The sequence below is a fragment of the Acidiphilium iwatense genome (genome assembly GCF_021556475.1).
GTDB classification, from domain to species: domain Bacteria; phylum Pseudomonadota; class Alphaproteobacteria; order Acetobacterales; family Acetobacteraceae; genus Acidiphilium; species Acidiphilium iwatense.
In genome coordinates this window covers 25,537-40,704 of record NZ_JAKGBZ010000004.1, presented here as the reverse complement: position 1 = coordinate 40,704, position 15,168 = coordinate 25,537, and the positions used below count along the sequence as shown (strand labels likewise).

Here is a 15,168-nt window from a genome sequence, read left to right as displayed (position 1 = left end):
CAACTCAACTCGGCGCAACCAAATGTAATCGCGCGGCAAGAGATCAGTGACTGAAGATGTCCGGCTCGTCATAGCCGAGCAGGTCGAGCCGGGCGCGCATCGGCAGGAAATCGTAGCATCCCTGGGCGATATCGCGCCGTCCTTCGCGCTTCAGCAGCGCATCGAGCCGCGCCCAGATCGCATGAAGATGCAGCACGTCCGATGCGGCATAGGCGCATTGCTCGGGGCTGAGATCAATGGCGCCCCAGTCGCTGGTCTGCTGCTGCTTAGACAATTCCACCCCGATCAGGTCGCGGCACAAATCCTTCAGCCCGTGCCGGTCGGTATAGGTGCGCACCAGCTTCGAGGCGATTTTGGTGCAGATCACCGGCGCCGTCACGGCGCCCAGGCCCTGGCACAGGGCCGCGACATCAAATCTTGCGAAATGGAACAGCTTGGTCACGGCAGGATCGGTCAGCAGGCGCTTGAGGTTCGGGCAATCGGCGCCGCGTCCGCCCAGCGTCTCGGGGATGATCTGCACCAGATGCGCCACCCCGTCCCCCGCCGATAGCTGGACCAGACAGAGCCGGTCGCGGCGCGGATCGAGCCCCATCGTCTCGGTATCGATCGCGGCCATCGCGCCGAAATCGACACCGTCCGGCAGATCGTGACGATGGATATGGATGGTCGCCCCGGCGGCGAATTGCGTCTGGCTCATGGTTTCATCACACCGAACATCATGTCTCGGAAAAACCCTGGTGCCCAGGAGAAGACTCGAACTTCCACAGCCTTGCGGCCACAGGTACCTGAAACCTGCGCGTCTACCATTCCGCCACCTGGGCAAGGGGGCTTCGATGAACGGCGCCGAACCGGCCCGTCCCGCTGGCCAGGGCTGTAGCGAAGCCGCGCCGGTGCGTCAATGTAGGGGCGCGGTTGTCCTGAGCGCTGCAATCATGCAACCAGCCTCACCATATGCTGTGTCAGGAGCAACCATGGACCCCCGCATGATCGCAACGGTATTCGGCGCGTCCGGCTTCATCGGCCGCTATGTGGTGAAACATCTGGCTGATCGCGGCTATATCGTGCGCGCCGCGACGCGCGATCCCGAAAGCTGCGCCTTCCTGCGGCCGCTCGGCCGGGTCGGCCAGATCGTGCCGCTCTATGCGCCGTTCGGCAACGAAGCCGCGATGAAACGCACGATCGACGGCGCCGATTGCGTGGTCAATCTGGTCGGCATTCTCGCCGAGCACCGGCGCGGCGATTTCGATCGGGTGCATCGCCAGGGCGCCGAAACCGTGGCCCGGCTCGCGGCTTCGGGCGGAGTTGCCAAAGGTTCCAGCGATGCACAGCATCGCTGGAACGGCAACGAAGGGGGCGTGCGCTCGCTGGTCCATATCTCGGCGATCGGCGCCGACCCCGCGAGCCCGAGCCTTTATGCAAGCAGCAAGGGCATGGGCGAGGCTGCGGTGCGCGCCGCTTTCCCGCAAGCCGTCATCCTGCGCCCCTCCATCGTGTTCGGGCCGGAAGACCAGTTCTTCAACCGATTCGCCCGGATGGCGACGGTCTCGCCGATCCTGCCGGTGATCGAGGGACAAACGCGGTTCCAGCCGGTCTATGTCGGCGATGTCGCGGATGCGGTGATGGCGGCGATCGGCCGGCCGGACGCGGCCGGCCGGATTTTCGAGCTCGGCGGCCCGGACATTCACAGCTTCCGCGACCTGCTCGAAGATATCCTCCGGGAAACCCGCCAGCATCGTACGCTGGTCACGATCCCGCGCTGGCTCGCCGGCGTTCAGGCAGCTTTGCTGGAGCGCTTGCCCGGCAAAATGCTGACCCGCGATCAGCTCCTGCAGCTCCGCCGCGACAATGTGGTGGCCGAGGGAGCTTCGGGGCTGCAATCGCTCGGCATTACGCCCACGCCGATCCGCCTGATCGTGCCGGATTATCTGCGGCGCTATCGTCCCGCCGGGCTGCGCGAGTAGGGAAAACACGATAGGAAACAAATCGGACCTATTTTACAGGATTTCGGCACCCATACATTTCCGCAACGCAGAAAATCACGAAAAAAGGTCATAATAACTGCCTTATAGGCGGATTATTGCTGGCATCGTCCCTTTTGCTCGGCTAAACACGCTTCGGAAACCCAGTTACGGAAACGGAGTTGTGCCGAATGGCCGAGCACATGCAGCAATTCGTGCGTCTTCCCCAGCGTCCGCCGGCCAAGCGCGGGGTGAGCGAACGGCGCGCGGATTTCGCGGAAATCTATCGCGGATTCGACCAGGAGGGCGCGCGCGCCCAGGCCAGCCGGTGCAGCCAGTGCGGCATTCCGTTCTGTCAAATTCATTGCCCGCTCGGCAACAACATCCCCGACTGGCTGAAGCTCTCCTCCGAAGGACGGCTGGAGGAAGCCTACGAAATCTCCGCCGCGACCAACACCTTCCCCGAAATCTGCGGCCGGATCTGCCCGCAGGATCGGCTCTGCGAGGGCAATTGCGTCATCGAGAAAGGCTTCGAGAGCGTCACCATCGGCGCGATCGAGCGCTACATCACCGATACCGCGTTCGACAACGGCTGGGTCAGACCGATCCGCCCGCGCCGCGAACGCGGCCGGTCCGTGGGCATTATCGGCGCGGGACCGGCCGGCCTCGCCGCCGCCGAGGCGCTGCGCCGCCAGGGTTATGCAGTGCATGTCTATGACCGGCACGACCGGGTCGGCGGCCTGCTGATCTACGGGATTCCCGGCTTCAAGCTGGAGAAATCCATTGTCGAACGCCGCCGTGCCTGGCTCGCGGATGGCGGCATCGCGTTCCACCTGAACCAGGATATCGGCGGCGCGCTGAGCTTCACCGAACTGCGCGACCGGCACGACGCGGTGCTGATCGCAACCGGCGTCTACAAGGCGCGCGAGATCGCCGCCCCCGGTTCCGGCCTTGCCGGCATCGTGCCCGCGCTCGATTACCTGATCGCCTCCAACCGCAAGGGGCTCGGCGATATGGTTCCCGATTTCGACTCCGGCCTGCTCAATGCCGCGGGCAAGCGCGTGGTGGTGATCGGTGGCGGCGATACCGCGATGGATTGCGTGCGCACCGCGATAAGACAGGACGCCACCTCGGTCACCTGCCTCTATCGCCGCGACCGCGCCAACATGCCCGGCTCGATGCGCGAAGTGTCCAATGCCGAGGATGAAGGCATCAAGTTCACCTGGCTCGCCGCACCCGAGGCGTTTCTCGGCGATACCAGCGTCACCGCCGTCCGCGCGGTCAGGATGCATCTCGGCCTCGCCGACGCCTCGGGGCGGCAGACGGTCGAGCCGATCGCCGGCTCCTCCTTCACCGTCGAGGCCGATCTGGTCATCAAGGCGCTCGGATTCGACCCGGAAGATCTGCCGGGCGCGTTCGGCGAAAAGAACCTCGGGCTCAGCCGCTGGGGCACGCTGAAAATCGATCCGCGCAGCTTCATGACCGCACTGCCCGGCGTGTTCGCGGCGGGCGACATCGTGCGCGGCGCCAGCCTCGTGGTCTGGGCGATCAAGGATGGCCGCGACGCGGCGGCCTCGATGCACACCTATCTCGAACGGAGCGCCGCGCGCGAGGCAAGCGCCTTCGCGACGGCAGCGGAGTGACGGCAATGACCCCAGAGACCGCCCAGGAAACCGCAACGGAATTCCTCGCCGCGTGGCAGAACAACATTGCCAAGCTGACAGGCAGCTACGATCCGTCGCAGGAGCACGATGCCTGCGGCGTCGGCCTGATCGCGGCACTCGACGGTCGCAAGCGGCGCGACGTGGTGGTCGCCGGAATCGACGCGCTCAAGGCGGTCTGGCATCGCGGCGCGGTGGACGCCGACGGCAAGACCGGCGACGGTGCGGGAATTCATGTGGAAATCCCTCAGGATTTCTTCGCCGAGGCGGTGGAGCGCGGCGGCGACCGGATGCGCCAGGGGCCGGTCGCGGTCGGCATGGTGTTCCTGCCGAAAACCGATCTTTCCGCGCAGGAACGCTGCCGGCAGATCATCGAAACCGAAATCCTCAATTTCGGCTACCGCATCTATGGCTGGCGCCAGGTGCCGATCGACGTGTCCTGCATCGGCGAGAAAGCCAATGCCACGCGCCCGGAAATCGAACAGATCATGGTCTGGAACGCGCTCGGCAAGGCCGAGCCGGATTTCGAGCGCGATCTCTTCATCATCCGCCGGCGCATCGAGAAAGCCGCGATTGCGGCCCAGATCCCGGAACTCTATATCTGCTCGCTGTCCTGCCGGTCGATCATCTACAAAGGCATGTTCCTCGCGGAAAGCCTGACCGAATTCTACCCCGATCTGCTGGACGAGCGCTTCATCTCGCGATTCGCGATCTACCATCAGCGCTATTCAACCAACACGTTTCCCACCTGGCGGCTCGCCCAGCCGTTCCGCATGCTGGCCCATAACGGCGAAATCAACACGCTGGCCGGCAACGTGAATTGGATGAAAAGCCACGAAACCCGGCTCGCCGCCGAGATGCTGAACAATCATCTCGACGACATCAAGCCGGTCATCCAGGCCGGCGGCTCCGATACCGCGACGCTCGATGCTGTCTTCGAACTGCTCGTGCATGGCGGCCGTGACGCGCCGATGGCAAAGACGCTGATGATCCCGCCCTCCATCGGCGCGGATGCGACGATGAAACAGGCACATCGCGATCTCGTGCTCTATTGCAACGCGGTGATGGAACCGTGGGACGGGCCGGCCGCGATCACCGCGACCGATGGGCGTTTCGTGCTCGCCGGGCTCGACCGCAACGGCCTGCGCCCGCTGCGCTACACGCGGACGAACGATGGCATGCTGATCGTCGGGTCTGAAACCGGCATGGTCAAGCTCGATGAAAGCCGGATCATCGAGCGTGGCCGGGTCGGCCCCGGCGAGACCATCGCCGTCGATCTCGACGAGGCGCGGTTCTATCATTTCGACGAAATCATGGACGTGCTTGCCGCGCGGCAGGATTTCGGCGCCTGGACCAGGCGCATCACGGTGATCGATCATATCGTGAAAACCGACGCGCCCGAGCCGGTGCAGTTCGGCGGCGAGGAATTGCGCCGGCGTCAGTTGGGGGTCGGCACCACGCTCGAGGAACTGGAACTGATCCTGCACCCGATGGTGGAGGACGCGAACGAGGCGGTCGGCTCGATGGGCGACGACACGCCGATCGCGGTTCTATCGGAGCGTTATCGCGGGCTGCATCATTATTTCCGCCAGAGTTTTTCGCAGGTCACCAACCCGGCGATCGATTCCCTGCGCGAATCGCGGGTGATGTCGCTGAAAACCCGGCTCGGCAATCTCGGCAACGTGCTCGACGAGGATTCCGAGCAGTGCGATCTGCTGCAGCTCGAAAGCCCGGTCCTCTCGACCGCCGAATTCGACGCGATGCGCCGCACCATGGGCGAGGCCGCCTGCGTGGTCGATTGCACCTTCCCGGTCGCGGATGGCGAAGGCGGGTTGCGCGCCGCGATCGAGCGCATTCGCCGCGAGGCCGAGGAGGGCGTGCGCGCGGGCTGCACCCATGTCATTCTGACTGACGAGGCGTTTTGCGCGGACCGTGTGCCGATCCCGATGATCCTGGCGACCGGTGCGGTCCATACCCATCTGGTCCGGCAATCCCTGCGCACCTTCACCAGTGTCAATGTGCGCGCGGCGGAGTGCATGGACGTGCATTATTTCGCCGTTCTGATCGGCGTTGGCGCGACCACGATCAACGCCTATCTCGCCCAGGAAAGCATCGCCGACCGTCACCGGCGCGGGCTGTTCGGCAATCTCACGCTGAAGGACTGCGTCGGCCGCTACAAGAAGGCGGTCGACAAGGGACTGCTCAAGGTGATGTCGAAGCTCGGCATTTCGGTCATCTCCTCCTATCGCGGCGGCTATAATTTCGAGGCGATCGGCCTGTCGCGCGCGCTGGTGGCCGAATTTTTTCCCGGCATGCTGTCGCGCATCTCCGGCATCGGCCTGCCCGGCATCGCGCACAAGCTGATCGAATTGCACGAAACCGCCTGGAACAGCGATGTGATCACCCTGCCGGTGGGCGGCGCCTATCGCCTGCGCCGCAACGGCGAAACCCATGCGTTCGACGGCGACATGGTGCATCTGCTGCAAACCGCCGTCGCCACCGACAGTTTCACCCTGTATCGCAAATACGCCGATGCGGTGAACAGCCACGCGCCGGTGGCGCTGCGCGACCTGCTGGCATTCCGCAGCGAAGGCCGCACGCCGATTCCGGTCGATGAGGTCGAGAGCATCACCGAAATCAGAAAACGCCTGTTGTCTCCAGGCATTTCGCTCGGCGCCCTGTCGCCCGAAGCGCATGAAACCCTGTCGATCGCGATGAACCGGATCGGCGCACGCTCCGATTCGGGCGAGGGCGGCGAAGATCCCGTACGCGCCAGGCCGCGCCCGAACGGCGATAACGCCGCGTCGGCGATCAAGCAGATCGCCTCGGGACGGTTCGGCGTCACCGCCGAATATCTCAACAACTGCCGCGAGATCGAGATCAAGATCGCTCAGGGCGCCAAGCCGGGCGAGGGCGGGCAGTTGCCCGGCTTCAAGGTCACCGAGCTGATCGCCAAGCTGCGCCATTCGACGCCGGGCGTCATGCTGATCAGCCCGCCGCCGCATCACGACATCTACTCGATCGAGGATCTCGCCCAGCTCATCTACGATCTCAAGCAGATCAACCCGCAGGCCAGCGTGTGCGTCAAGCTGGTCTCGCGCTCCGGTATCGGCACCATCGCCGCGGGTGTCGCCAAGGCGAAAGCCGACGCGATCCTGATTTCCGGTCATTCCGGCGGCACCGGCGCTTCCCCGCAAAGCTCGATCAAATATGCCGGCCTGCCCTGGGAAATGGGATTGTCGGAAGCGCATCAGGTGCTGATGCTCAACCGGCTGCGCCACAAGGTGCGGCTGCGTACCGATGGCGGCATCAAGACCGGGCGAGATGTGGTCATCGCCGCGATGCTGGGGGCCGAGGAATTCGGCATCGGCACCGCCTCGCTCGTCGCGATGGGCTGCATCATGGTGCGCCAGTGCCACTCCAATACCTGCCCAGTCGGCGTCTGCACCCAGAACGAGGCGTTGCGCGCGAAGTTCGAAGGCACGCCCGAGAAGGTCATCAACCTGTTCTCCTTCGTCGCCGAGGATGTCCGCCACATCCTCGCCTCGCTCGGCGTCAGGCGCCTTGCCGATGTCATCGGCCGGACCGACCTCCTGCACCAGGTTTCGCGCGGCTCGGAAATTCTCGACGATCTCGACCTCAACGCGATTCTCGCCCAGGCCGATCCAGGTCCCTATGCGCGATACTGCACGCTGGAAGGCCGCAACGAGGTTCCCGAATCGCTCGATGCGCAAATGATCGAAGATGCCGGCGCCTTCTTCGAGCGCGGCGAAAAAATGCAGTTGCAATACGGCATCCGCAATACGCATCGCGCGATCGGCACCAAATTCTCCTCGCGCATCGTCCGCAATCTGCGCGGCGTGAAACTCCAGCCCGATCACGTCACCGTGCGCCTGCGCGGCTCGGCCGGCCAGTCGCTCGGCGCCTTCGCGGTGCAGGGGCTGAAGCTGGAAGTCTTCGGCGACGCCAACGACTATGTCGGCAAGGGGCTGTCGGGTGCGACCATCGTGGTCCGCCCACCGCCGTCATCGAATATCGCGAGCAACCACAACACGATCATCGGCAACACCGTGCTCTATGGCGCGACCTCCGGCAAGCTGTTCGCCGCCGGGCAGGCCGGCGAGCGCTTCGCCGTGCGCAACTCCGGCGCCGTCGCCGTCATCGAAGGCGCGGGCTCCAACGCCTGCGAATACATGACTGGCGGCACCGTCGCGATTCTCGGGCCGGTCGGCGACAATTTCGGTGCCGGCTTCACCGGCGGCATCGCCTTCGTCCATGACCAAGACGATACGTTCGAGTTGCGCATCAACCCGGAAAGCCTGCTGTGGGATCGGGTGACCGAACCCTACTGGGCCGATCATCTGAAAAGCCTGGTGGCCGAGCACGCGCGCGAAACCCAGAGCCGCTACGCCGAAATGCTGCTCAACGCGTGGGGCCGCACGCTTGCCAGGTGCTGGATGGTGGTGCCGCGCGACTACGCCAAATTCCTGCCGGTACCGCTGCGCGCCGAGGAGGCCGAACGCATCCCGGCGGAATAGCGGTCCACTAACAATTGACGACTATCGTCTCAGGCGCGTGACCGTCGCCGTGGTGGAATGGCCGGGCAGCAGCTCGGCCAGCATCACCCGCCCGCCCCAGGATTCCACCTCGCGCCCCCCAACCACCGTATCGTGCGTGTAATCCGCGCCTTTCACCAGCAGATCGGGCCGTATCGCATCCAGCAATTCGAGCGGCGTATCCTCCTCGTAGATCACCACCAGATCGACGCTGGCGAGCGAGGCCAGCACCGCCGCGCGCGCCGCCTCCGGCTGCACCGGGCGCGAGGCCCCTTTCAGCCGCCGCACCGAGGCGTCGGCGTTCATCCCGACGATCAGCCGGTCGCACGCGGCCCGGCATTGTTCGAGCAGATGCACATGGCCCGGATGCAGCAGATCGAAGCAGCCATTGGTGAAGCCGACTCGCCAGCCGCGCTGGCGCCAGCGCTCGGCGGCCTCGGCGGCGGCCTGCCGCGTCACCACCTTGCGCAGCGCGCCGGAGGCGGGCTTCACCGCGTCGATCAGATCGTTCGGCCGTGCCACGGCGGTGCCGACCTTGCCCACCACCAGCCCGCCGGCGATGTTCGAAATCCGCGCCGCCACGGTCAGCGGCAATCCGGCCGCCAGCCCCGCCGCCAGCGCCGCAACCACCGTGTCGCCCGCGCCCGACACGTCATAAACTTCCGCTGCCTCGGCCGGATAATGCCGCACGATTTCGCCGGAAATCAGGCTCATGCCGTCCTCGGCGCGGGTGCACAGAACCGCGCCGAAGCCGAACCGCCCGATCATCTCCCGCGCCGCATCGACAATCGCGTTCTCATCGGCCAGTTCCCGCCCCACCGCTTCCCCCAATTCGCGCCGGTTGGGGGTGATCACGTCCGCGCCCGCGTAGTGCGACCAGTCGGCCCCTTTGGGGTCGACCACGATCTGCCGGCCGATCGCCTTCGCGGCCGCGATCAGCGCGCGCGCGAGCGAGGGCGCCAGCACGCCCTTGCGATAATCGGACAGCACCGTCACCGTCGTCGCCGCCATCGCATCGTTCGCGATGCGCAGCAGCCGCTCGGCGAGTTTTTCCGGCAGCACGCTGGTCCGTTCCCGGTCGGCGCGGATCAGATGCTGCCCCGCCGCGATATAGCGCGTCTTGACCGTGGTGGCCCGCCCGTTCTCCACCAGCAGCCAGGGCTCGACATTCGGCTGCCCGCCGATCAGCGCGGTCAGGTCCGACCCTTCCTGGTCGTCGCCCACCACGGAGACGAAAGCGGTCGCGGCGTCCAGCGCGGTCAGGTTGCGCACCACATTGCCCGCGCCGCCCGGCATCGCGATCTCGCGCAAGACGGTCAGGATCGGCACCGGCGCCTCCGGGCTGACCCGCGCAACCAGGCCATAGACGTAGCGATCGAGCATCAGATCGCCCACCACCAGCACGCTCGCGCGCGAAAGGGTCTGGATCGCCGCGATCAGGTCGCCGTCGTCATGCTCGGTCATGCCGTATCGCTAGCTTGCGCGGCCGCGCCCGGCAAGCGGTTTCAACCGCATGGCGATCGGACCGCCGGGCAATGGCAAAGCCGCGCGCAAGCCTCTATCTAAGCCCTATGACCGACCTGCCGCCGTTTCTCGACCGCAACCGCCCCGACGTGCCGGATCTTTCGGTGCCGCGCGGCGTCACGCCCTTCTTTCTGCCGAAACAGCCGGTGCGCGGCCGCCTGGTGCGCCTCGGCCCGCTCGCCGATGCGCTGCTGACCCGCCACGACCATCCGCCGCCGGTGCGCGCCTTGCTCGGCCAGGCTCTGGCCCTGGTCGCCGGCCTCGCCACCGCGCTGAAATTCTCCGGCACCTTCTCGCTCCAGGCGAAAGGCGACGGCGCGGTGCCGCTCCTGCTCGCCGATTGCACCGAATCCGGCGCGCTGCGCGGCTATGCCCGGCTCGCCGACGCCGCCGAACTCCCGGAAACCCCAACCGCCCGCGCCTTGATGGGCGACGGGTTTCTCGCCTTCACCGTCGATCAGGGCCCGGACATGGAGCGCCACCAGGGCATCGTCAGCCTGGAAGGCGACAGCCTCGCGGACATGGTACTGCACTATTTTTCCACCAGCGAACAGCTCCCTTGCGCGATCCATCTCGCTTGCGCCGAAACGCCAGGTGGCTGGCGCGCCGCCGCGCTGATCCTCGAGCGGATCGCCGGTGCCGGCGGCATCGACCCTGCTTTGTCCGAGGCCGCGCAGGAAGAATCCTGGCGCACCGCGAAAATTCTTGCCGCGACGATCACCGAGGCCGAACTGCTCGACGATTCGCTGCCGCCCGACCGGGTGCTCTACCGACTGTTTCACGGCGAAGGCGTCGCGGTGGACCGCCCGCGCGCGCTCGCCTATGGCTGCCGTTGTTCGCGTGCCCGCCTTGCGGATGTGCTCGGCGGATTTTCCGAGGAGGATCTGGACCATATGACCGTCGATGGGACGATCACCATGACCTGCGAATTCTGCAATGTCGATTTCCGGTTCCCGCGCGCCGATATCGAAGCCAGCGGACCCGCCGAACGCCAGGAGACATCGAGATGACCCGCCCGAAAATGACGCGCAGGCTGCTCGCTTCCGCCCTGCTCGCCGTCCCGCTCGGTCTCGCCGCGTGTTCGAGCGGGCCGCCGGTGCCAACCAGTTTCCCGCCGCTCGACTATTCCTATTTGCCGCCGATCACCCTGAAGGTGGCGAGCGTTCAGGTGCGCGACGAATACCTGCCCGGCCCGAACGCGGCGCAGATGATCACCCTGGCACCGGAAGCGCCCGCCTCGGCGCTTGCACGCATGGCGCAGGAACGCCTGGTCGCGGATGGCAGTCCCGGCGCCGCCGTGTTCGTCATCAAGCGCGCCGCGCTCGATCAGGTTGGCGACATGCTGGACGGCACGATGACGGTGGAATTGGATGTCCGCGCCAGCAACGGCCAGCGCGCCGGCTATGCCGATGCCACGGTGTCGCGCAGCACCACCGCGCCGTCGAACGAGAGCCCGGACCGGATGCGCGCCGCCCTCTACGACCTGACCAAGCGGATGATGGCCGACATGAATGTCGAGCTGCAATACCAGATCCAGAAGAGCCTGCCGGACTGGCTCGCCTATGCGCCGGGCGTCGGCATGGCGCCGGCCTCGGCGACCCCGCCGCCCTATTCGGGCAATAGCGGCATCCAGGCGGAACCGCTGCCCACGCCGTCCGATTGAAAAACAGCGGAACGTAGCCTTGGCTCGTTCCGCTGCCGGCCGCAACGCGGACGCGCAGCTTTAGCTGCGGAAGCCAAGCGCGCGGATGCGCGCGCCCGGCGTCTGAGGGCTTTGCATAAATCAACTTCGCAGCGTCGCGCCGGTCGCCTTGGCCACCGCCGCCACGATCTTGCCCGACAGCGCCTCGATCTCCGCGTCGGTCAGGGTCGCCTCGCGCGGCTGGATGGTCACCGCGATGGCGAGCGACAATTGCCCGCCCGGCAGCTTGTTTCCGGCATAGCGGTCGAACAGCGCCGCCTCGGCGATCAGCGCCCGGTCCGCGCCGCGCGCCGCGCGGAGCAGCGCCTCGGCGGAGATTCCCGCATCGACGACGAACGCGAAATCCCGCCGGATCGGCTGGAACGGCGGCAGCGACGGCGCCGATTTGCGCCGCCGCTTCGGTTCGGCGATCGCGTCCAGCATGATCTCGAATCCCGCGCTGTTCGCCGGCAGGTCGAGCGCCGCGCAGAGTGCCGGATGCAGCGTCCCGAAATGCCCGAGAACGGTTTTTGGCCCCTGCCGCACCGTGCCGGACCGGCCCGGATGATAGTGCCCCGGCGCATCGGCGGTCACGCTCAGCGCCTCCATCGGTACGCCGAGTTCGGCCAGAACCGCGAGAACATCCGCCTTCGCATCCCAGATATCCACGGCACGCGCCGGGCTGGTCCAGGACAAGGGCGTTTCGCCCACCCGCAGCCCGGCGGCGATCGAATCCTGTCCCTCCGGTGTCGCGTCGCGAAAACCGGGCCCGATCTCGAACAGCGCCGGATCGGCAAAGCCGCGCGCGACGTTCTTTGCGGCGGCCAGCGCCAGCGTCGCCAGGGGGGTGGGACGCATCTGGTCGAGATCGGCGGCGATCGGGTTGGCCAGCGCCAGCGCCTCAGGCGTCGCGCCGAACCGCGCCGCGCTCTCCCGGTCGAGAAAGCTGAAGGTCACGCATTCGGCCATGCCGCGCGCGGCGAGCAGCCGGCGCACCCGCACGGCGCGCCCCTGCCGGAGCGTCAGAGTCGCGCGCGGCACCGCCGGGATGCCCGGCAACGACACCGGCGCGATCCGGTCGAGCCCGTCGATCCGCAGCACCTCCTCGATCAGATCGATTTCTGCTCCGATCGCCGAAGCGCCTTCACGCACTGTCCTGACGCGTCCGGCGTCAAGATCGGGCGCCGGATCGAGAATGCCGGTCAAGGACCCTTCAAAATAGATATCGGGGTCATAGGCATAGTTGGATCGCGCGACGGCGATATCGTTGCGCCAGGACGGCACATCGACGGTGACTGAATCCGAACCCCGCCCCGCGACGCCGAAACCGAGCCGCCGCAGAATATCGATCGCGCGCTCCGGTTCGATATCGGCGCCGCCCAGCCCGGCCAGCCGCTCGAACCGCATCGCAGCCCGCCGCCGCCACGCCGGCTCCGCGCCGGCCACGCTCACCTCGCTCGGCACGCCGCCGCAAATTTCCACGATCATCGCGGTCGCCGCGTCCAGCCCGGCCGGCAGCAGCGCCGGATCGATGCCGCGCTCGAAACGCTGCCGCGCATCGGAATGGATTCCGAGCCGCTGCCCGGTCAGCGCGACCCGCACCCGGTCGAACAGCGCGCATTCGATGAACACGTCGGTCGTCGTCGCATCGCATCCGGTGGCCTCGCCGCCGACGATGCCGGCGAGCGACTGAACCTCCGCAGCATCGGCGATCACGCAATCCTCGGACTCGACCGTCACGTCGCGCCCGTGCAACCCCCTGAACGTCTCGCCGGCACCGCGCCGGAGCACCAGCGCACCGCCCGCCACCTTGTTCGCGTCGAACACGTGCAGCGGCCGGCCGAGATCAACGGTGAAGAAATTGGTGATATCGGCCAGTGCATTGATCGGCCGCAGCCCGATCGCGGTCAGAAGCCGCTTCAGCCAGTCCGGGCTTTCGCCGTTGGTCACGCCCCGCACCGTGCGCCCCAGCACCCAGGGGCAGGCTTCGGGATAGTCGTTGCGCCAGACCACCACGCTCGGCCCGTCACCGACGATTTTCGGCGCGGACCATGGCTTCAGCGTACCCAGCCCGGCGGCGGCGAGATCGCGCGCCACGCCACGCACCGCGAAGGCATCGCCGCGATTCGGCGTGACCCCGATTTCGATCACCGGATCGTCGAGCCCCGCCCACGCCGCATAGGCCGCGCCGACCGGCGCATCCTCCGGCAGCTCGACGATGCCGGCATGGTCCTCGCCGAGCCCCATTTCACGCGCCGAGAGCAGCATCCCTGCCGAGGCGACGCCGCGGATTTCGCCCGTCTTCAGGGTAATTCCAGTCCCCGGAATGAACGCGCCCGGCGACGCGAACACGCCCGTCATGCCGGTGCGCGCGTTCGGCGCGCCGCACACCACCGAAACCTCGCCGCTCCCGGTATCGACCCGGCACACGCGTAGCCGGTCCGCGTTCGGATGCGGCACCGCCTCGATCACGCGGGCGATCCGAAACGGCGCGAGTGCGGCGGCGCGATCCGCGATACCCTCGACCTCCAGCCCGATCGCATTCAGCGTCTCCGCGATCCGTTCGATCGGCGCATCGGTTTCGAGATGCGTCTTCAGCCATCCGAGCGTGAACTTCATCGCGCATCCCCTTCGTGAAGCGTCACCGGCGCCATCGGCGAGGCGCCGTAATGCGCGAGCCAGCGGATATCGCTTTCGAAAAACGGCCGCAGATCGGCGATTCCGTGCTTGAGCATGGTGAGGCGCTCCACCCCCATGCCGAAGGCGAAGCCCTGGAAGTCGCGCGGGTCGAGCCCGCAATTGGCCAGCACGTTGGGATGCACCATCCCCGAGCCGAGGATTTCCAGCCAGTCCGCCCCGCCGCCGATCTCGCCGCTCTTGCGGTCCCAGGCGATATCCACCTCCATCGACGGTTCGGTGAACGGGAAATAGCTGGCCCGGAACCGCACCTTGAGGTCGGGCCGCTCGAAATAGGCACGCAGAAAGTCGATCAGGCAGCCTTTCAGATGCGCGAGGGTGATCCCCTGGTCGATCACCAGCCCCTCGCATTGATGAAACATCGGGCTGTGGGTCGCGTCGTGATCCGAGCGATAGGTCCGCCCCGGCGCGATGATGCGGATCGGCGGCTCGGCACTCAGCATGGTGCGGATCTGCAAGGGCGAGGTCTGGGTGCGGAGCACCATCGGCCGGTTGCGCCCGGCGGATTTCAGATAAAATGTGTCCATCATCGCCCGCGCCGGGTGGTGAGCCGGAATGTTCAGTGCGCCGAAATTATACCAATCCTCCTCGACATCCGGCCCGTCGGCGACGGCGAACCCCATCGCGCCGAAAATCGCCGCCATTTCCTCCATGGTGCGCGAAATCGGGTGGATCGAACCGCGCCGCTCCGGCCGCGCGGGCAAGGTCACGTCAATCCGCTCGGCCTCCAGCCTTGCCGCCAGCGCCGCCGCATCCAGCATCGCGCGGCGCTGCTCGATCGCGTCGGCCAGCCCCGCCTTGAGGTCGTTGACCGAGGCGCCGAACGCCTTGCGCGTCTCGGGATCGAGCGTTCCCAGCGTCTTGAGCAGGGCGGTGACCCGGCCCGACTTGCCGAGCAGGCCGACGCGCACGGCGTCCAGCGCGGCGGGATCGGCGGCGGCGGCGATCGCGTCGCGGGCTTCGGTTTCGATGATGGAGAGATCGTCTGACATGGTCGGGCAGGGAGCGTGGCGGGCCGGAAATGTCAAGCAGCGCCGCGCGATATCCAGATAGGAAAACGGCTTCCGGTCACCCGGAAGCCGCTTCCCGTC

General features: G+C 66.6%; 9 protein-coding genes and 1 tRNA gene. 5 read left to right on the top strand and 5 right to left on the bottom strand.

What is annotated here, in order from left to right; genetic code table 11:
* Positions 1-43: 43 nt before the first annotated feature.
* Both L2A60_RS03380 and L2A60_RS03375 read right to left on the bottom strand, forming a co-directional pair.
* Positions 44-697: a ribonuclease D gene (locus tag L2A60_RS03380; RefSeq protein WP_235702966.1), complete on the bottom strand. Its 654-nt coding sequence runs from the start codon at positions 695-697 to the stop codon at positions 44-46.
* A 38-nt stretch (positions 698-735) separates the two neighbouring features.
* Positions 736-821, bottom strand: a tRNA-Leu gene (locus tag L2A60_RS03375).
* A gap of 150 nt (positions 822-971) precedes the next feature.
* Between L2A60_RS03375 and L2A60_RS03370 the strand changes: the two genes are divergently transcribed.
* The 3 genes from L2A60_RS03370 to gltB all read left to right on the top strand — a co-directional run bounded on the left by L2A60_RS03370 (position 972) and on the right by gltB (position 8,157).
* Entirely contained in the window at positions 972-1,961 is a 990-nt protein-coding gene (locus L2A60_RS03370) for a complex I NDUFA9 subunit family protein (protein ID WP_235702965.1), read from the top strand.
* 188 nt (positions 1,962-2,149) lie between these two features.
* Positions 2,150-3,601: an NAD(P)-dependent oxidoreductase gene (locus L2A60_RS03365; RefSeq protein ID WP_235702964.1), complete on the top strand. Its 1,452-nt coding sequence runs from the start codon at positions 2,150-2,152 to the stop codon at positions 3,599-3,601.
* A gap of 5 nt (positions 3,602-3,606) precedes the next feature.
* Positions 3,607-8,157 carry a glutamate synthase large subunit gene (gene gltB / locus L2A60_RS03360; RefSeq protein WP_235702963.1) on the top strand — a complete coding sequence of 1,517 codons (4,551 nt, stop codon included), beginning with the start codon at positions 3,607-3,609 and terminating at the stop codon, positions 8,155-8,157.
* 21 nt (positions 8,158-8,178) lie between these two features.
* Here the strand turns inward: gltB and rfaE1 are convergent, their stop codons facing one another.
* Positions 8,179-9,639 carry a D-glycero-beta-D-manno-heptose-7-phosphate kinase gene (gene rfaE1, locus L2A60_RS03355; protein ID WP_235702962.1) on the bottom strand — a complete coding sequence of 487 codons (1,461 nt, stop codon included), beginning with the start codon at positions 9,637-9,639 and terminating at the stop codon, positions 8,179-8,181.
* 107 nt (positions 9,640-9,746) lie between these two features.
* Between rfaE1 and hslO the strand changes: the two genes are divergently transcribed.
* Positions 9,747-10,709, top strand: coding sequence for an Hsp33 family molecular chaperone HslO (hslO, locus tag L2A60_RS03350; RefSeq protein WP_235702961.1), 963 nt, complete (start codon positions 9,747-9,749; stop codon positions 10,707-10,709).
* Positions 10,706-11,362: a YajG family lipoprotein gene (locus L2A60_RS03345; protein WP_235702960.1), complete on the top strand. Its 657-nt coding sequence runs from the start codon at positions 10,706-10,708 to the stop codon at positions 11,360-11,362. Before hslO ends, L2A60_RS03345 begins: the two co-directional genes overlap by 4 nt.
* 120 nt (positions 11,363-11,482) lie before the next feature.
* Here the strand turns inward: L2A60_RS03345 and pheT are convergent, their stop codons facing one another.
* The gene (gene pheT / locus L2A60_RS03340) at positions 11,483-13,999 is read right to left on the bottom strand and encodes a phenylalanine--tRNA ligase subunit beta (RefSeq protein WP_235702959.1); all 2,517 of its coding nucleotides are present in this window, start codon (positions 13,997-13,999) and stop codon (positions 11,483-11,485) included.
* Positions 13,996-15,069 (bottom strand): phenylalanine--tRNA ligase subunit alpha, encoded by a 1,074-nt coding sequence (gene pheS / locus L2A60_RS03335; RefSeq protein ID WP_235702958.1) that lies wholly within the window; start codon positions 15,067-15,069, stop codon positions 13,996-13,998. The genes pheT and pheS overlap by 4 nt, the downstream gene beginning before the upstream one ends.
* Between the last annotated feature and the right edge of the window lie 99 nt (positions 15,070-15,168).